Below are 18,423 nucleotides of genomic sequence, written 5' to 3'. Positions count from 1 at the left end.
AGTTTTTTATGGCAAAAAAAGATACTTATAATGATATGGTAGAAAAGTTACAAAATATACTCCAAAATTTAGAGGAAAATGAACTTAATTTAGAAGAATCTATGAAAGAATATGAAAATGGAGTTAAACTTATAAATAAGCTTTATAGTACTTTAAACTCTTTAGAGGGAAAGTTTGTAACCATTAAAGATAATGTTGAAATGGAGATAAATAGAGGGAATGAAGATTAATTTTTGTAGAGATTTAATAAATAATTATTTAAATAACTATTTTCAAAACAAAGGAAGTTATAATAAAATTATTTATGATGCAGCAAGCTATAGTTTAAATATAGGGGGCAAAAGAATTAGACCAATTCTTCTTTTATTAACACATAATTTATATAAAGAAAGTTATAACAAAGTTATAGAAGTTGCAGCAGCAATTGAAATGATTCATACATATTCATTGATTCATGATGATTTACCATGTATGGATAATGATGATTTAAGAAGAGGTATGCCAACTAACCATAAAAAATTCGGAGAAAATATAGCTGTTTTAGCAGGTGATGCATTATTAAATGAAGCCATGTCATTAATGATGAAATACTCATTAAAACATGGTGAACTAGCATTAATGGCATCAAGTGAGATTGCTGAATGTGCTGGTATGGAAGGAATGATTGGGGGTCAAGTTGTTGATATTATTAATGAGGGTAAATTAGTATCACAAGAGGAATTAATATATATGCACTCGAAGAAAACAGGTGAACTTATTAGAGCTTCTATTATAGCAGGAGCAATTTTAGGAGAAGCGCCTAAAGATGATATTAATATTCTTAACGAGTTTGGCAAAAAGTTAGGATTAGCATTTCAAATAAAAGATGATATATTAGATATAGTTGGAGATATAAACAAACTTGGAAAGAATACTAAAAGTGATGAAAATAATAACAAGTCTAATTTCATTTCAATTTTTGGTATTGATTACTGTGAAGCAAAATGCAAACAATTATCTGAGGAATGTATAAAACTGTTAGAAAGTCTTTCTATAGATGCTGGAGAATTAAAAAAGCTTACTCTTGAGTTATTAAATAGAGAATTTTAACAGAAGGAAAGGTTTTATTATGGGTAGGATATTAGACAAAATTAACTCACCAGAAGAAGTGAAGAAGTTATCAAATGTAGAATTAGAAGTATTATCAGGAGAAATTAGAGAATTTTTAATTGATAGTGTTTCAAAAACTGGAGGACATTTAGCATCAAATCTAGGTGTAGTTGAGTTAACAATTAGTTTATTTAAGAATTTTAATTTAGAAGAAGATAAAATTGTATGGGATGTAGGTCATCAAAGTTATGTACATAAAATTTTAACTGGTAGAAAAGATCTATTTAAAAGCTTAAGAAAATATAATGGTTTAAGTGGATTCCCTAAAAGATGTGAAAGTAAGTATGATGCCTTTGATACAGGACATAGTAGTACATCTATATCTGCTGCTCTTGGTTTTGCAAGAGCAAGGGATATAAAAGGAGAAAAAAATCATGTTATAGCTGTTATAGGAGATGGAGCATTAACAGGAGGCATGGCTTTAGAAGCTTTAAATGATGTAGGATTTAATAAAACAAAGCTTATAATTATATTAAATGATAATCAAATGTCAATTTCGAATAATGTTGGAGGATTATCAACTCATCTTAATAAACTAAGAATGAAACCAAAGTATAATAAGCTAAAATCAGATATAAACTCTACTTTAAGCAATTACAATGTAGGAAAAAAAGTTGCACATTGCATTTCAAGATTTAAAGATAGTATTAAGCAATTTGTTGTTCCATCTATGTTATTTGAAGATATGGGATTAAAATATATTGGACCAATTAATGGACATGATTTAGATACTATGAGTGAGGTTCTTGAAAATGCTAAGGAAATTGATGAGCCAGTTATTATACATGTAGTAACTAATAAAGGGAAAGGATATGATCTTGCTGAAAAAAATCCTAATAAATTTCATGGGGTAAGTCCTTTTGATTTAGAAAGTGGAGAGGCATATATTCCAAGTGAAAAAAATTATTCTAAAGTATTTGGAGATGCTTTAATTGCCTTAGCAAAGGAAGATAAACGAGTAGTTGCTATTACAGCAGCAATGCCAGATGGAACTGGATTGAAAAATTTTGCAAATAAATTTCCAAAAAGATTTTTCGATGTAGGGATAGCAGAACAACATGCAACTACATTATCAGCAGGAATGGCAGCAGCAGGGCTAAAACCAGTATTTGCTGTATACTCTACATTTTTACAAAGAGCTTTTGACCAAGTAATTCACGATGTTTGTATACAAAATCTACCTGTAGTATTTGCTATTGATAGAGCTGGTATTGTAGGTGAGGATGGAGAGACGCATCAAGGTATATTTGATTTATCTTTCTTATCACAAATACCAAATTTAAGTATTTTAGCACCTAAACATTTAGATGAATTACCTATTATATTAAAATGGGCAATAAATTACAATGGACCTGTGGCTTTAAGATATCCAAGAGGATCAGATTGTTGTAATGAAATTAAGCCTATAACAGAAGTTAAATTAGGTAAATGGGAAAAGGTTATACAAGGTGATAAAATTGCAATTATTGCAGTTGGAAAAATGCTTCAACATGCTGTAATTGCAAATAGAATATTAAAAGAAACTAAAATTAAACCATTAATTATAAATGCTACATTTATAAAACCACTTGATATAGAACTATTAAAAGAATTGGTAGATAATAACTATGATATAGTTACAATAGAAGATAATATGATAAGTGGTGGTTTTGGAAGTTATGTATTAATGGAGTTAATGCAATTAGGATTTAACAAAAGATTTAAGGCATTAGGATTCAAGGATAAGTTTGTGCCTCATGGAGAAGTTAATATATTATATAAAAATGCTAAATTAGATCCAGAAGGAATTGCAGAAACAATTATACAACTACAAAATAAAGGAGAATAAAATGTCATCAAAAAAAGAAAGACTGGATATATTATTAGTTGATAAAGGAATTTTTACTTCAAGAGAAAGAGCTAAGACTAATATAATGGCAGGTAAAATATTTGTAGACGGGCAAAGAGTAGATAAGGCTGGAGAAAAAGTTAATGTAGATGCAGATATTTTATTTAAAGGGGAAGAAATTCCATATGTTAGTAGAGGTGGGCTTAAACTTGAAAAAGCAATCAAAGAATTTGATATAAACTTAAAAGAAAAGGTATGTATGGATATTGGAGCATCTACAGGTGGATTTACAGATTGTATGCTTCAAAACCACGCAAGAAAAGTCTTTTCAGTAGATGTTGGATACGGACAATTTGCATGGAAATTAAGAACTGATGAACGTGTAGTATGTATGGAAAGAACTAATATCAGATATGTTACACCAGAGGATATTGGTGAAAAACTAGATTTTGCATCTATAGATGTTTCATTTATATCATTAAAAAAAATAATGCCCGCAACAATTAATTTATTAAATGAAACAGGTGAGGTAGTTGCTTTAATTAAGCCTCAATTTGAAGCAGGTAGAGAAAAAGTTGGAAAAAAAGGTGTTGTAAGAGATATTAATGTTCACAAAGAAGTTGTAACTTCAATAATAAATTTTTTAATTGAACAAAATTTAAATATAATTGGAGTTAGTTATTCACCGATTAAGGGACCAGAAGGAAATATAGAATATCTTGTTTACTTTACTAAAGATAAAAATAGAGAAACTAGCTTTTCATTAGAAGATATAGATATTACTGTGGAAGCATCTCACTCTACACTTTAAAAATTAAAATAATAAAAGTAAACTCCAAAATTTTATTTTGGAGTTTTAAACATAAAGATAATTAAATAAATTTTAAATGTTTTAATTCATAAGGGGGTGGACAGAATATGAATAGAATAGCAATAGCAATTAACCCATCTAAGGATAAAAATAATGAAATATTTCATAAAGTTAAAAAGGAAATAACTAAACATTTTAATACTTCAGAAATCATTATGTTAAATAGTTATGACGTGGCTACATATGATTTTAGTAAAACTATAGATCTAATGGTTGTATTAGGTGGAGATGGAACTATTTTAGGCGTTGCAAGAGGCATTAATGGAAAAGTAGATATACCTATATTAGGAATTAACATTGGGAATTTAGGATTTTTATCTAGTGTAGAAATTTCAGATATGAATGATGCTTTTAAAAAGATAAAAAATAAAAATTATATATTACAAAAAAGAATGTTACTTGAATGTGAACTACCTTTAGAAAACTTTCAAGATGAACATAAAGCATTAAATGATATTGTAATTGCTAGGGGAACATTATCTAGAATGGTAAAATTTCATGTTTTTATAGATGGAAAAAGGTATTATACATTTAAAGGAGATGGGTTAATTATAGCTACTCCAACAGGTTCTACAGCATATTCATTTTCAGCAGGTGGACCTTTTATTTATCCTAATTTAGATGTAATTACTTTAACTCCTATTTGTCCACATACCAAAGGTATGCAGCCTATAGTACTTAATGGTTATAGCGAAATAGAAGTAAAGGCAGAAATAGGAGAAGAAGAAATATATATTACATTTGATGGTCAAAAAGCTATAAAAACAAACCACGAAACTTATATTAAAATTAAAAAATCTAAGTATTATGCCAAAATTGTGTTATTTGATGACTATGATTATTTTAAAGTACTTAGAAGTAAAATTATTAATAACTCAAAAGAATGTGAAGGTGATTAATTTGAAATCAAAAAGACATAATAAAATTCTAGAAATAATAAGTGAAAAGGATATAGAAACGCAAGAAGAATTAGCAGAAGAATTAAAAAGTGCAGGTTTTGATGTTACTCAAGCAACAGTTTCTAGAGATATAAAAATATTAAAATTAATCAAGATGCAAAACTTAACTGGAAAATATAGATATGTTGCTTCTTCAAAAGAACATAAAGACATAAATGATAAATTAGCTAGTATTTTAGCAAATGCAGCAGTTTCAGTAGAGAATGTAGATAAATTTGTAGTAGTAAAAACATTAACAGGTTCAGCAATGGCTGTTGCTGAAGCGATAGACACATTATTCGATACTGAAGTTGCAGGAACAATAGCAGGTGATAATACTATTTTCATACTAGTAAGAAGTTTAGATAAAGCAGAAGATTTAGTTAATAAAGTTAGAAAAATGATTTTGTAATAAATATAAAGGTGGGATAAAATGCTATTACAATTGAATATTAAAAACTTTGCTTTAATTCAAGAATTATCAGTTGAATTTGGCGAGGGTTTTAACATATTATCAGGAGAAACAGGTGCCGGTAAATCAATTTTAATAGATACTATAGATTATGTATTAGGTGGAAAATTTTCAAAAGATCTTATACGATATGGAGAAGAAAAAACTTTTGTAGAAGCAATTTTTACTATAGAAAACAATGAACTTATAGGTATTTTAACTGAATTAGAAATTGAAATTGAGGAAATATTAATAATATCTAGAGAAACTACATTATCAGGAAAAGGTATTGTAAAAGTAAATGGAAGATCTGTTCCTTTAACATATTTAAGAAAAATAAGAGAGAAGTTACTAGATATTCATGGTCAACATCAAAATCAAAATTTACTTAATAAATCCTCACATATTTATTATCTAGATAGCTTTTCAGGTGAAACTTTAGAAAAGCAATTAATTAAATTTATTAAATTAAATGATGAATATTCATCTATAGAAGAAAAAATAAAATCTTTAAATGGTACTAATGATAGAGAAAAACTTTTAGACTATATTAAATTTCAAATTGAGGATATAGAAAAAGGAAATTTAAAACTAGGTGAGGAAGAAGAATTAAGAGAAGAATTTAATTTGCTTTCAAATGCTGAGAAAATTTCCTTAGCTCTTGGGAGAAGTTATGAAGTTTTAGATGCACCAAAACAAGGTACATCTGTTTTAGAGGGACTTTCTAAAATAGTAAATGATCTCTCATTAGTAGAAAATCATTTTGATAAAATTAAAGATAAAAGAGAACAAATAGAAGGAACATTATATACTTTAGAAGAGGTTTCAAGAGAAATTAGAGATATGATGAATGAAGTATATTATGATGAAGCATGTCTTGAAAAAATAAATTCTAGAATTTATGAAATTAGTATGTATAAGAAAAAGTATGGAGAGTCAATTGAAGTAATAATTAATTATTTAAAAAAGTTAAAAAATCAACATGATGAATTAGTAAATTCAGAAGAAATAATATTAAGCTTAAAATCAAAGCAAAAGGATATTTTAGAAAAAATGAAAGTAATAGGAGAAGTATTAAGTGAAACTAGAGTTAAAAATGCACTTCTACTTGAAAAGTTAATAAAAGATGAATTAGCTTATGTTGGTCTTGAAAAGGCAGTAATAAAAATAGATGTTCAAAAGTTAAATAATTTTAATAGTAGAGGATATGATGATGTTACTTTCTTAATATCTACTAATCCAGGAGAGCCTTTAAAGCCTTTAGAAAAGGTTTTATCAGGTGGAGAACTTTCAAGAATAATGCTTGCACTTAAGTGTGTATTTGTAGATAAGGATAAAATTCCAACTTTAATATTTGATGAAATTGATACAGGAATTAGTGGGAGCATTGCCAAAAGAGTAGGAGAAAAGATGTATCAAGTATCCTTAAAACATCAAGTGTTATGTATTACACATTTACCACAAATTTCAGCTTTATCAGATTGTCACTATTTTGTATCAAAATTTGTTAAAAATGATAAAACTTTTACTAAAATAGATACACTAAATAAATATGATAAAATAAAAGAAATTGCAAAAATGACATCAGGTGATGAAGTTAGTGAAGTGACACTAGAAAATGCTTCTGAAATGGTAACTTTTGCTCAATTAAAAAAAGATGAAATAAGAAAAAAATATAGCTAAACACACATAACTAAATAAAAAAATGAACAGACTAAAATCATGGTTTATTACCATGATTTTATTTTTTTATCTTTAATAACTATATCTTTAAAATATTTGACGGTTTTAGCAAAGTTAATACAGCATATAAAAATCTCTATCGGGGTAACTTAAAAATAGAAGCAAAGGAGGAGATAATATGACAGGAAAAAAAATAAAATATTTTAGCATTATAGCGGCTCCAATCTTGATTTTAGGTTTAGTTACGTACTTTAGTTTAAAGAAAATGCCAGAAAAGATTTATCTAAATGAAGCAATTGAAACTACAGATATTTCATTGCCTAATAATAATGTATTAAGTAAATTAAATTATAAAAAAGATAAGTTAAAAGTGAATTTTTTAGGAGTAATTCCCATAAAGACAATTCCAGTAACTAAAATTAATGATTTAGAAGTTTATCCAGGAGGAACTAGTGTAGGAGTAAGACTATCAACTAAAGGAGTTTTAGTAGTAGGTCACTCTATGATTGAAACAGAAGAAGGAAAAATAGATAGTCCAGCTAAGGCTTCTGGTATAGAACTTGGAGATATATTAATAAAAGTTAATGGTGAAGAGATAGAAAGTTCAAAAGATTTAGCTAAAAAAATAAAACAATTAGAAAGTGGTAAAATTAATTTAGAATATATTAGAGATGATAAGAATGAAACAAAAGAAATAAATTTAATAAAAGAAGCGGAAGAATATAAATTAGGATTATGGGTTAGAGATTCTACAGCCGGAATTGGAACATTAACTTTTTATCATAAGGGAACAGAAACTTTTGGAGCATTAGGTCATCCAATTACAGATGGTGATACAAATAAATCATTTACAATAAAGAAAGGAGATTTGTTAGCATCCTCTGTAATTAGTGTAAGAAAAGGAGAAAAAGGTACTCCAGGAGAATTAAAAGGATTATTTAATAATGATAAAGAAACTATAGGATCTATTGAAAAAAATACTGAATCAGGAATTTTTGGGAAAAGTAATATACCATTAGTAAATGAACTTCATAGTAAACCAATGAAGGTTGCTTTTAGAAATGAAATAAAAGAAGGTCCAGCTAAAATAATAACAACAATTGATGAAAATGGACCCAAAGAATATGATATAGAAATCATAAAAATGTTACCTCAAGATGAGCCTGGACCTAAAAGTATGGTAATTAAAGTAGTTGATAAAGAGTTACTTGAAAAAACTGGAGGTATAGTTCAAGGAATGAGTGGAAGTCCTATAATACAGAATAATAAAATTATAGGTGCTGTAACACATGTCTTGATTAATAAACCAGATGTTGGGTATGGAATTTATATAGAATGGATGTTACAAGATGCAGAAGTGATTAGTTAATATAAAATACACATAAGCTTATAATAATGCAAAAACAGAAAATACTTTTCAAGAATACTAAATATTATAATAAAATTTAGAAAAAAATGTAAAATAACTATTAATTTGAATTTTATTGTGATATAATAATGATAAATTATTCTGCTAAACAAAGTATTTTAAATAAAATCTCATTAAGTAAAGTTTATTGGATAATTATGTAATAAACCTAAAATTAAAAAGGATTTTGAGAACATATGTAGAATTAATTATTTATGTAACGTGGAGTATAATGGGAAGAAGGGGAGAAAAACATGAATGGATCAAAAATATCAGTATTAATTGCTGATGACAACAAAGAATTCTGTAGTATTTTAAATGATTATTTGCTTAATCAAAGGGATATAATCGTGACAGCTGTGGCTAAAGACGGTAGAGAAGCATTAACATTAATTGAGGAAAAGAAACCAGATTTAGTGGTTTTAGATATAATTATGCCACATTTAGATGGTCTAGGTGTACTTGAAAAATTAAATTCAATGGAATTAGAAAAAGTACCAAGAATAATTGTTTTATCAGCAGTGGGGCAAGATAAAATAACACAAAGGGCTATAACTTTAGGAGCAGATTATTATGTTGTAAAGCCATTTGATATGGATGTATTTACAAAGAGAATAAGAGAAATGTTTAATGGATCTTCAAATGATGTAGTAAGAAAACAATCAATTTCTGTTGAAGAAGTTAAACCTCAAAGTAAAGGTCCAGTTGATTTAGAAACAGAAATCACAAATATAATACATGAAATTGGAGTTCCTGCACACATAAAAGGATATATGTATTTAAGAGAAGCAATAACAATGGTAGTAAACGATATGGAGCTTTTATCAGCAGTTACTAAAGAACTATATCCGTCTATTGCTAAGAAATATAATACAACTGCTTCAAGAGTAGAAAGAGCTATAAGACATGCTATAGAAGTAGCTTGGGGTAGAGGCCAAATAGAAGCTATAAATAAACTATTTGGATATACAGTTCACAATGATAAAGGTAAGCCAACAAATAGTGAATTCATTGCAATTATAGCTGACAAGCTTCGTTTAAAAAATAAAGTATCTTAATTGGCTGTAAAGTTAGTGAAATAGCGTGAGAGAATAGATTTGATATTTTGTCAAATTTATATTAAAAAGCCGACTAATATGTTTTTAAGCCTACTAAGTAGGTTATTTATACATGTGAAAATACTTCTATTGGCAAATACAGAAATGTATTAGCAAATGGAGGTATTTTTTTATGGCAAGATTATTAAAACAATCAAAAACATTAGAGTTTTATTTGGAAGATTTTATGGAACATTGTACTTTAAAAGAGTTAAGTAAGAAAACTTTAAATAGTTATGAATCTACCTTACAATTATTTTTTAAATACTTAAAGGAAGAATATATGGTTAATATGCAATTAATGACTAGAGATATAGCTTATGCTGGAAGAATGTATTAACCTACACCAGTTTTATCAACTTCTAGCGTAAAAGCTGATAAAACTAACGTTGATATGATTAATGAACTTAAGAATCAAAATGGTTTACTGATGCAAATGGTAACTATCTTAGCTTCAGGACAAACTATTAATCTTGAAAACTCTATACAAATATCAGGAAAAGAAATAGTTAAGCAAAGTGCTAAGTATATGAACAACGAGATAAACACTATCAATAAGCGTTCAAATAGGATAGCTGGATTAGCTTACTAGGATTTAAGGATATATGACTATTGATTTAGTTATACATCCTTATTTTTTATTGTAATAATATGGTATAATTAATAATCAATATGTTAAGGATGGTGAGAGGTGTGTTTTCATATAATGGGCAGTGGAGTAGCGGAATTAATATTTCTGAGAAAAATACGATAGAAGGTAATATCGAATTAAAGGATGAAGAGATATTAGTTAACTTTGAAGGTAAAATGATTACTGATGGAACTATACTTTCCTCAAAAATTAATGAAGATTATATAGCAGTTTATTGCAATAATTTTTTATTAAATGGAGTTGGTAATGCTAGATTTGGATTGGTTTCATTAAATGATGAAGACATTAAAATAGTATCGGAAGTAGATAGAGAAGTCATTACAGAGGTTAAATTTAATATTTCTAATTTGTATTGGTGGCTTGGAGGAAGTGGCTTATCATTAAGTGATAATGGGGAATATAAGTTGAGAGAAAATATAGAAGTAGATGGAGAAAAGATATTTATTGAAACTATTGCTTTTGAGGATAAAGATATAAGTATAGTAACTAAATTTTTTGCCATTTTAATAGGAAGAATTGATAGTGTTAAAGAAATATGGATAACATTAGAGGGTAATAATTATTATAGTCGTTATTTTACTTCAACAAAAAATTCTCATATGAAAGAATATGAATGTTACAAAAGCTTCCATAGAACTAAGTGTAAAGATTTACCACAGAAATTAACTAACTATTATAATTAATGGTGTCGTTTATATGATGAATATTATATTGTTATGGAGCACTTTTTTAAATTAAATTTAGGTATTCCTTTGTCTTATGAGGATATGTTTTTAGGATGGTGTAATATATTTGATGGATATTTGATTCATAAAAATGAAACAGACATTAATACAAATAAATTTGGAAAAGAAATTAAAAAGGTATCAAAAAAAGAGGAAATTACTAAAGAATTTGAAGAGTTATTTAAAAAATTTGATTTAAAATTTGAAGCTTGGAAAGTTGCTAATAAAATAAAGAAAGAATTAGAACTAGGACAATCACTTGGAGAAAGGTTACAAGAATTATTCAGAGAAAATTATGATTTGATAAGTAAAAATATAGAAGATTTAAGAAGTAGTAAACAAGATATTAAAAGAAATTGGATTTAAGGATGATGAATTAAAATATATTATTGATAGAGATGATATTATTAATTTTCATAAAAGGTAAGTTTATTATGGTGGTTTGATGCCTTTTGATTTCTAATTTTGATATTATGAAAAAATTAAATTATGGAAAATAGGAGGAAAACATATGAATAAAAAGTACCATTATGAATTTAAGTTAGGAACAACCGATGATAGAAGTGTATTGGAAAATCTTAAGAATAAAAATCATCTTAGTTACATTAAGGAATCTACAAATGTAGTTTATATTTATAGTCTAGTTGCTTCAGATATACCATACCCAAACAAAAAAGGTAAAGTAGTATATATTGGAGAGAGTTGTAAGAATAATAAGCCTACTGGATTAAGATTTAGCCAACATATAGCATCAACTGAGTTTGGGGCAAGAGGAGGAAACATAAACTATACATTGCACAAGTATTATTGGAACGGGGTTAAGCTTTCATTAGATATATATGAGGTAGGTAATATTACAAAGGATGAAAGAAAAGCAATAGAAAGAGATTTAATAAATGCACATATTAAAATTTATGGAGCACCACCAATAGCACAAGGTACAAGTGGATTATTAGTAGATGATATAGATAATGTTGATGAAAGCAAAGCTGGTAGTTATTTTTAATGTTTCAATAAAGATGATAATAGATTTAGCTGTATATCCTTATTTTTATAATATAGTATAATATTTTAAGAAATTTTATGTAAGGAGAGAGGAATAAATGAGAGAAGAGTGGTTATATGATATTACTGATTTTGAAAAAGCTTTAGAATCATTAAGTAAGCTACTAAATATTAAAGAATGTAATATTTTTAAGTTTTTAATGTTTAATGCAACTAGCTACTTAGATTGTGAACAGTTGTACCGAGATATGATTAAAGAGTTTAATATAGACCTTGAAAAAATAGACTTAGACATAATTGAAATAAAGTCTATTCATGTTACTACTGGTTGTGATGATGGAAAATCAATTTTAAATAATGGACTTTTAAATTTGAGAGAAACTATAAAAAGAGATACTCCAATGAGAAGATTCTTAATTGATAAAGGAATAGAAATAGATTTTGAGAATAGGATAATTAAATACAAAGGAAAAGAGCTAGAAATTGTAGATAATTCAAAAAACAGTTGGAGTGAAAATGATTTTGTGTATCACAAGTTGTATAAAGATTATTTGATTAATGGTTTTCATTGTGATGAAGATCCTATAAAATATGGTGGTAATGTAGCACATAGACCTGAATTTATAGGCAGTCTAGGAAAGTTTATTAATAATACTAACTTACAATATGAATGGGCAAGTAAGTTCGAGCAATGTTACATTGTAGAGTATAAGGCAACTCCTTATACTTATGAATGGTTTAATTATTCATCTGATGGAATGAGCGAGGAAAGTTTTAACGAGGACAAGCAGTATCATATAAAAAAATGGTTAATAATACAAGCTATACTTGTTATTGCTAATAAAATACTGCGACATTCAAAGCCAAAAATTTTTTCATATTTAAGGTTTGATGAAAACATTCCAAAAGAAGATATTATAAAAGTTATAAATGTAACTTCAGAAAGGAACAAAGGATAGTCATTGACTATCTTTTTTGATTACAGTGCCTTTTTAGCATCAAAAAATAATTAAGGTACAAATAATCCTATAAATCTATGAAAAAACAGAGAGCCTACAAACTAAGCAAATAACTAGTGTTTACCTAATTAAAACTTGGATTTTATTTTATAAATTGAATATGAGAAATATAAAGATAGTCTTTTGGCTATCTTTTTTTGTCGTGAAAAAATTACATATAAGGAGGAAATAGTTTTATGAATATTAAAAATAAATATGGATTAGCTAAAAAGACTAAACTATATGGAAGATGGGTTATGATAAAGCAACGTTGTTATAATAATAAAGACTACTATAATTATGGGGCAAGAGGAATAAAGGTATGTTAGGAATGGAATCATAACTATTTAAATTTTCACAACTGGGCTTATGCTAGTGGATATGATGATAATTTAAGCATTGATAGAATTAATGTAGATGGAAATTATGAACCTAACAATTGCAGATGGGTAGATAAAGATATACAAGCTAACAATAAGGTGTGTACTATCCATATAGATTATGAAGGAATAAGTGTTACGTTAACTGAGCTAAGTAAAATTACTGGTATAAAGAGAGAAACACTAGAAATGAGATATATAAGGGGAGATAGGGGAGAAAGACTTTATAGAGCAGTTAGGAAAAGGGCTAGTTAGCTAATTTTACATAATGGTTAAGCCTACCAATAGGCTATGAAAAGTATGTATAAAATGATAAAAACATAAGGCTGAAATGGCTTAAACACTAGGGTTTGTAGTTTTGCTACTAGAATAAGCAAGCCAACAAATTCAGAATTTATTGCAATCACAGCTGACAAGCTTCGTTAAAAACTATAAGATCATATCATCAAACTTTAATGTTTTTTTCAAAATATATTGAAGAAGAACTAGAAATAACAGATATAAAGAAAGTTAATAAAAAGATTGTAGAAAACTATTTAGCTTTTACAAAATATATGGGTAAATATAGTTTTGCTTCAAGTGAAGCTGGAATAGAAAAAGCGGATTTATATAAAAGGCATGATGTAGGTAAAGAAATTTCTGATGTTACTATCAATGAATATTTAAGAAATATTAAAGCTTTTTTTACCTATGTAGAAGAAAATAATTTAGTTAAAAAGTCTAATATTCATTCAATAAAATCCTTGAGTTAATTAAAGTTTTAGATTTATCTAAGTTTCATGAATTTAGAGATTTTACAATTATTAATTTAATTTTTGATACTGAAATGAGGTTAGGGGAAACTTTAGAATTGAAGCTTGAAAACATAGATTTATTTATATATACCATATTCCTTGATGGAGATATAACCAAAGGAAGAAAAGATAGAGTTACATTCTTTAGTTATGAGATGACGAAGTTATTGCAAAGATGGATTAAGTTTAAAGATGTTATACAAGAAAGTAATTTATTATTTCCAACTCAGCGAACTAATAGGAAAATAGAACAATGAAAAATAAGTAAGTATAAAAGTGTTGCCACAACAAGACAATAATAAGGCTTAAATCAGTAATAATTATAGTTTAAGTCTTTTTTTATAGCAGTATAATAATAAAAAAAATATATGTAAAATAAAAGGGAATTATGTTAAAATTATCAAGGGTATAAATTATATTATGGGTATGGAGGAATAAAAATGTATATTAAGAATTTTATTTTAAAAAATAAGAGAATTGCTATTTGTTTAGTAGTTGCTTTAGCAATGGGATTCAGTGGTGGACTTAGCAATACACCACAAGCTGAGTATGATAATTTAGTTAAACAAAAAGAGCAATTAGATAGTGAAATAGCAACATTAGACGAACAATTAGAAGAGAGCAAGGCTCAGGTTAATGAGTTACTAGCTAAAAAGGATGAGGCAGATAGAATTGCTAAAGCCGAAGAAGAAGCTAAGGTAAAGGTAAAAGCAGAGGCAAAGGCAAAAGAAGAGGCTGATAGAATTGCAAAAGCAGAAGCAGGTAGATTAGCACAAGAACAAACACAACAAGAAAGTAGTCAGCCAACTATTAAGAATGTTAGAATGGTTTGGGTCAAAGATGCAAGAGCAAAAATATATCATTCTAAATCTAGTTGTAGTAAGATGAGTTCACCGTATCAGATTTCTTATGATGATGCAGAAGCTTCAGGATTAAGAGCTTGTAAAAGATGTTATTAGGAGGTATTTATTATGGGATTTAGTTTTAGAAAATCAATTAAAATAGGTAAAAACACAAGAATAAATTTATCTTCTAAAGGTGGAGTAGGAATTTCTACTGGTGTAAAAGGTGCTAGAGTTAGTATAAACAAGCAAGGGGCTAAAGTATATGGTGGTAAAGGTGCATTAAGATACCAAAAGCAAATATATAGCAATAGTAACAGTAAAAGTAATCATCAAAGCAGTTCTAATAATGAAATATATAAGTATGAAGAAAATACAAGAGTAAAAAAACCAAATTTCTTTAAGAGATTTTATAAAGAAATTATAGTAGTTCTTATTGGAATAACAATAGGAAGTTCTATAGGTGGTATTGGAAAAGTTATATCATCTACAGTTGATGAAGTGAAAAGTGAAATTGAAACTAATAATAAAACAATAGAAAATAAAAAATTAGAGTTAGAATCATTACAAGCTAAAAAGGCTGAATTAGAAGCCAGTTTAGGAAATTAATAATTTAAAGGGTTTACAGCCTCAATTTTTTTTAAGGGTTTTTTATAGCAATATTATCTTTTATAACTTTAACTTTCATAATATTTTCTAATAATTCTAATTCGGAAGATAGATTGGAAAGGATAATCTCTGATCGGTTTGTATTAGAAAGTCAAGATAGCGCTCAATTACATATAGCTATCTTACAAGTATTACTTAAAATACTTTTAAAAGATGGTAATTTACTTTTAAAAGTATTTGATAAAATTGACTATTTCTTATCTGAGCAAAATCATTATAATTTAGGTTATATACTTATACAAGATTCTAGTAATGAATTAATACTATTTATAGACAAAGTGAATAAATCAATATACTTTGAAGATATTAAAGTTTTTTTAGAAGGTGATTGTGAGTATTTTATTTCTAAATTAATGAATAATATTGATTGGAGTATTAAATAATTAGGCTTTGTTTTGAAATAGTGTGGAAGTAGGTATAATAAAAAGGCTAGAAGTACCAAAGTGTATTTTTAGCTTTTTTTCTATTGAATAAAATTGAATTTTTATTAAAGTATATTTATTTGTTATAGGTGTTATTATATGGATTATACTGATAATAACGGATATAATATAAACATAAACGGATAATAGAGATATATCCTATGAAAAAATGAAAGATAAGATTATAGAAAACTATAACTTAACTCATTTATAGCATTTGCTATCTTTGTTTTAGCACTTATATCTATAGTTATGTTGTTTTAAGGGATTAATGAGGGGGGTAGGTACAAATGAGTAATGTAATAAATATTAACGATATTAGAAAAGTAAACAGAAAAAACCTAGAGATGAAAGCTTTTGAACAATATGGTGTTATAAAGGCTAAAGATGATTTATATTTATATCCTGAATATAGTTTTACAACTTATACTTCAGAGTTAAAATTTTTATTATCAGAAGAGCTAAAAATGAATGTGAAAGATTTGTTAGAGTAGGAAGTTATAGAAGCTATCAATGAATTAGTGACAATGAAAGGGCAAAAGGTTACTATAATGCTAGTAGAAGAAGAAGAGAATAATATGCTTACTTTTGATATATTTAATATGAATAACAATAAAAATTTTCTAATATCAACTCCTATGAATTTTACTAAGGAAAATAGAAGAATATTCACTGGACTTATGGCTGGAGCTATAAAAAGAGTAGATGTTGATGTTACATTATTTTTAAAATTGACTTATGATGAATTAAAAGCCATTATATATTAATGATTGGAAGGTGTAATCACCTAAAAGAGTTAGATTGATATATATTGGATAAAGTTGTAAAGATAAAAAATCTATTGTATTAAGATTTAGTTAACATATAGAATCAAGTTAGTTTGGAGCAAATTGAGAAAAAATAGAGTGCATAAAGTACTCTATTTTTTATATAAAGTTTTAGAATTTGAACATAAAGGATGGAAATATTAATAAATAACACTATATACATCGTAAATAATATACTCGTAAATGAGTATAAATAAAAAATAAAACAAATTGCAAGTATACAAACAAAAATTAAATATTGTACATTATTATTAAGTTGTATATTATTATCTTTATAAATTAAATATAATAATATAGTAAATATAAAATTAATTAATAATTGGAGTAGTTATTTTAATTAAACATCATTTTATAAAAATTTTTTAATTATGTAAGGGAGAAATTATGAGTTTAGCAGAGAAAACTTTAAAAGAAAAGTTAGTTTATGAAGGTAATTTTATGACATACTATAATGTAGATGTTGAATTACCAGATGGGAATATTGCAAATAGAGATATTATAAGACATCCAGGAGCAGCAGCAATTATTCCATTTATAGATAAGAATAAGGTAGTTTTAATAAACCAATATAGAAAAGCATTAGATAAAGAACTGTTAGAAATACCAGCAGGAAAATTAGGAAAAAATGAAGAACCTATAAAAGCTGCAGTTAGAGAGTTGGAGGAAGAAACTGGATATAAAGCTAAGGAAATAAAGTATCTAGGAAAGATTGCAACAGCGCCTGGATTTTGTGATGAAATTATATACTTATATAAAGCTACAGGTTTGTATTTAGGAGAAAAGTCAACTGACGAAGATGAGTTTACTGAAAATATTGTTATGAGTATTGAAGAAGTAAAAAATAAGATAAGAAAAGGGGAAATAATAGATACTAAAACTATAAGTATTTTAGCGTATTTATAAATAGATAGAAGAGAAACCAATTAAGGTTTCTTTTTTTATTATTTATAATAAAAATTTATTTTACATATATTCAATTATGAATATATACAAAATATTAATCATATTATGTTTTATAGCAACTAATGGAGGAGGTATAAAATGAATATTATTAACAAACTAAGTTCAAATTTTAAAGAAAATAAAATCTTTTACTTTTTAGTATTATCCTTTTTTTTCGTAGGGATATTATTAGGAACTTATACCATTAATTATATGGGAACAGCAGATGCTACAGATTTATCAAATTATTTTACATCATTTGCAAAAACATTAGGTAGTAAAGAAATAAATAGTACTGCATTAATATTAGATATTCTAAAGAAAAATATTTTAATGATTGGTTTAATATTAACGCTAGGTTTTACAGTGTTTGGTGCTCCATTTATATTAATAATGGATTTAATTAAAGGTTTTACACTTGGATATACCTTTGCTTTTCTATTAACAACTTTTAGTGGGAAAGGTTTATGGTTAGCTCTTTCTTCAACGATACCTCAAAATTTATTTTACATACCAGTTTTTATAGGTATAAGTATAATTGCATTAGAGATATCTTCAATAAAATTAAAAGAACGCTTCTTTAATGGAAATAGCAATAATAGAATAGTATTAAGAGATTTATTAGTTAAAATTGGGTTTTTCATTGTAGTATTTTCCATGGGAGTAATGATTGAAGCATATTTATGTCCAGGCCTTATTAAATTAATTATTACAAAAGTCTATAAAATAGCATAATCCAAAG

General features: G+C 26.7%; 25 protein-coding genes. All 25 read left to right on the top strand.

Going from position 1 to position 18,423, the window contains the following annotated elements; translation table 11 throughout:
- Nucleotides 1-8 precede the first annotated feature (8 nt).
- The 25 genes from xseB to spoIIM all read left to right on the top strand — a co-directional run bounded on the left by xseB (nt 9) and on the right by spoIIM (nt 18,416).
- A complete protein-coding gene (gene xseB, locus ACYQ1T_RS14350; protein WP_459836044.1) occupies nt 9-230 on the top strand; it encodes an exodeoxyribonuclease VII small subunit in 222 nt (73 codons plus the stop codon).
- Nucleotides 220-1,089 carry a polyprenyl synthetase family protein gene (locus ACYQ1T_RS14345; protein ID WP_459836042.1) on the top strand — a complete coding sequence of 290 codons (870 nt, stop codon included), beginning with the start codon at nt 220-222 and terminating at the stop codon, nt 1,087-1,089. Before xseB ends, ACYQ1T_RS14345 begins: the two co-directional genes overlap by 11 nt.
- Before the next feature lie 19 nt (nt 1,090-1,108).
- On the top strand, nt 1,109-2,977 hold the full coding sequence (gene dxs, locus ACYQ1T_RS14340; RefSeq protein ID WP_459836040.1) for a 1-deoxy-D-xylulose-5-phosphate synthase: 1,869 nt from the start codon (nt 1,109-1,111) through the stop codon (nt 2,975-2,977).
- A gap of 1 nt (nt 2,978) precedes the next feature.
- The gene (locus ACYQ1T_RS14335; RefSeq protein WP_459836038.1) at nt 2,979-3,788 is read left to right on the top strand and encodes a TlyA family RNA methyltransferase; all 810 of its coding nucleotides are present in this window, start codon (nt 2,979-2,981) and stop codon (nt 3,786-3,788) included.
- A 107-nt stretch (nt 3,789-3,895) separates the two neighbouring features.
- The gene (locus tag ACYQ1T_RS14330) at nt 3,896-4,747 is read left to right on the top strand and encodes an NAD(+)/NADH kinase (protein WP_459836036.1); all 852 of its coding nucleotides are present in this window, start codon (nt 3,896-3,898) and stop codon (nt 4,745-4,747) included.
- A gap of 1 nt (nt 4,748) precedes the next feature.
- Nucleotides 4,749-5,198: an arginine repressor gene (locus ACYQ1T_RS14325; protein ID WP_459836034.1), complete on the top strand. Its 450-nt coding sequence runs from the start codon at nt 4,749-4,751 to the stop codon at nt 5,196-5,198.
- Nucleotides 5,199-5,219: 21 nt separating this feature from the next.
- On the top strand, nt 5,220-6,920 hold the full coding sequence (gene recN / locus ACYQ1T_RS14320) for a DNA repair protein RecN (protein ID WP_459836031.1): 1,701 nt from the start codon (nt 5,220-5,222) through the stop codon (nt 6,918-6,920).
- Between the two features lie 178 nt (nt 6,921-7,098).
- On the top strand, nt 7,099-8,289 hold the full coding sequence (gene spoIVB, locus ACYQ1T_RS14315) for a SpoIVB peptidase (RefSeq protein WP_459836029.1): 1,191 nt from the start codon (nt 7,099-7,101) through the stop codon (nt 8,287-8,289).
- 293 nt (nt 8,290-8,582) lie between these two features.
- Nucleotides 8,583-9,386: a sporulation transcription factor Spo0A gene (gene spo0A, locus ACYQ1T_RS14310; protein ID WP_459836027.1), complete on the top strand. Its 804-nt coding sequence runs from the start codon at nt 8,583-8,585 to the stop codon at nt 9,384-9,386.
- Between the two features lie 172 nt (nt 9,387-9,558).
- Nucleotides 9,559-9,765 carry a hypothetical protein gene (locus ACYQ1T_RS14305; RefSeq protein WP_459836024.1) on the top strand — a complete coding sequence of 69 codons (207 nt, stop codon included), beginning with the start codon at nt 9,559-9,561 and terminating at the stop codon, nt 9,763-9,765.
- 54 nt (nt 9,766-9,819) lie between these two features.
- Entirely contained in the window at nt 9,820-10,017 is a 198-nt protein-coding gene (locus ACYQ1T_RS14300) for a hypothetical protein (protein WP_459836021.1), read from the top strand.
- Between the two features lie 101 nt (nt 10,018-10,118).
- Nucleotides 10,119-10,760 (top strand): hypothetical protein, encoded by a 642-nt coding sequence (locus ACYQ1T_RS14295; protein ID WP_459836019.1) that lies wholly within the window; start codon nt 10,119-10,121, stop codon nt 10,758-10,760.
- A gap of 69 nt (nt 10,761-10,829) precedes the next feature.
- Complete coding sequence (locus tag ACYQ1T_RS14290) at nt 10,830-11,168, top strand: hypothetical protein (protein ID WP_459836017.1); 339 nt, start codon at nt 10,830-10,832, stop codon at nt 11,166-11,168.
- 145 nt (nt 11,169-11,313) lie between these two features.
- Nucleotides 11,314-11,808: a hypothetical protein gene (locus tag ACYQ1T_RS14285; RefSeq protein ID WP_459836015.1), complete on the top strand. Its 495-nt coding sequence runs from the start codon at nt 11,314-11,316 to the stop codon at nt 11,806-11,808.
- 97 nt (nt 11,809-11,905) lie between these two features.
- The gene (locus ACYQ1T_RS14280) at nt 11,906-12,766 is read left to right on the top strand and encodes a hypothetical protein (protein ID WP_459836013.1); all 861 of its coding nucleotides are present in this window, start codon (nt 11,906-11,908) and stop codon (nt 12,764-12,766) included.
- 236 nt (nt 12,767-13,002) lie between these two features.
- A complete protein-coding gene (locus tag ACYQ1T_RS14275) occupies nt 13,003-13,134 on the top strand; it encodes a hypothetical protein (protein WP_459836011.1) in 132 nt (43 codons plus the stop codon).
- A gap of 506 nt (nt 13,135-13,640) precedes the next feature.
- Nucleotides 13,641-13,937: a hypothetical protein gene (locus ACYQ1T_RS14270; protein WP_459836008.1), complete on the top strand. Its 297-nt coding sequence runs from the start codon at nt 13,641-13,643 to the stop codon at nt 13,935-13,937.
- Nucleotides 13,925-14,236: a site-specific integrase gene (locus tag ACYQ1T_RS14265; protein WP_459836573.1), complete on the top strand. Its 312-nt coding sequence runs from the start codon at nt 13,925-13,927 to the stop codon at nt 14,234-14,236. Before ACYQ1T_RS14270 ends, ACYQ1T_RS14265 begins: the two co-directional genes overlap by 13 nt.
- 183 nt (nt 14,237-14,419) lie before the next feature.
- Nucleotides 14,420-14,938, top strand: a complete 519-nt coding sequence (locus tag ACYQ1T_RS14260; RefSeq protein ID WP_459836006.1) for a hypothetical protein — start codon at nt 14,420-14,422, stop codon at nt 14,936-14,938.
- A 12-nt stretch (nt 14,939-14,950) separates the two neighbouring features.
- A complete protein-coding gene (locus ACYQ1T_RS14255) occupies nt 14,951-15,430 on the top strand; it encodes a DUF4236 domain-containing protein (RefSeq protein WP_459836003.1) in 480 nt (159 codons plus the stop codon).
- A gap of 113 nt (nt 15,431-15,543) precedes the next feature.
- Nucleotides 15,544-15,873, top strand: a complete 330-nt coding sequence (locus tag ACYQ1T_RS14250; RefSeq protein ID WP_459836000.1) for a hypothetical protein — start codon at nt 15,544-15,546, stop codon at nt 15,871-15,873.
- A gap of 329 nt (nt 15,874-16,202) precedes the next feature.
- Complete coding sequence (locus tag ACYQ1T_RS14245; protein ID WP_459835997.1) at nt 16,203-16,406, top strand: hypothetical protein; 204 nt, start codon at nt 16,203-16,205, stop codon at nt 16,404-16,406.
- Nucleotides 16,407-16,439: 33 nt separating this feature from the next.
- Nucleotides 16,440-16,679, top strand: coding sequence for a hypothetical protein (locus tag ACYQ1T_RS14240; RefSeq protein WP_459835995.1), 240 nt, complete (start codon nt 16,440-16,442; stop codon nt 16,677-16,679).
- 444 nt (nt 16,680-17,123) lie between these two features.
- Entirely contained in the window at nt 17,124-17,642 is a 519-nt protein-coding gene (locus tag ACYQ1T_RS14235; protein ID WP_459835992.1) for an NUDIX domain-containing protein, read from the top strand.
- Nucleotides 17,643-17,780: 138 nt separating this feature from the next.
- Nucleotides 17,781-18,416, top strand: a complete 636-nt coding sequence (spoIIM, locus tag ACYQ1T_RS14230) for a stage II sporulation protein M (protein ID WP_459835990.1) — start codon at nt 17,781-17,783, stop codon at nt 18,414-18,416.
- Nucleotides 18,417-18,423: the final 7 nt, after the last annotated feature.

It is taken from the genome of Clostridium carnis (genome assembly GCF_054657435.1).
The sequence above is the reverse complement of the archived record's forward strand: the minus strand, read 5'-3'. Positions and strand labels throughout refer to the sequence as shown.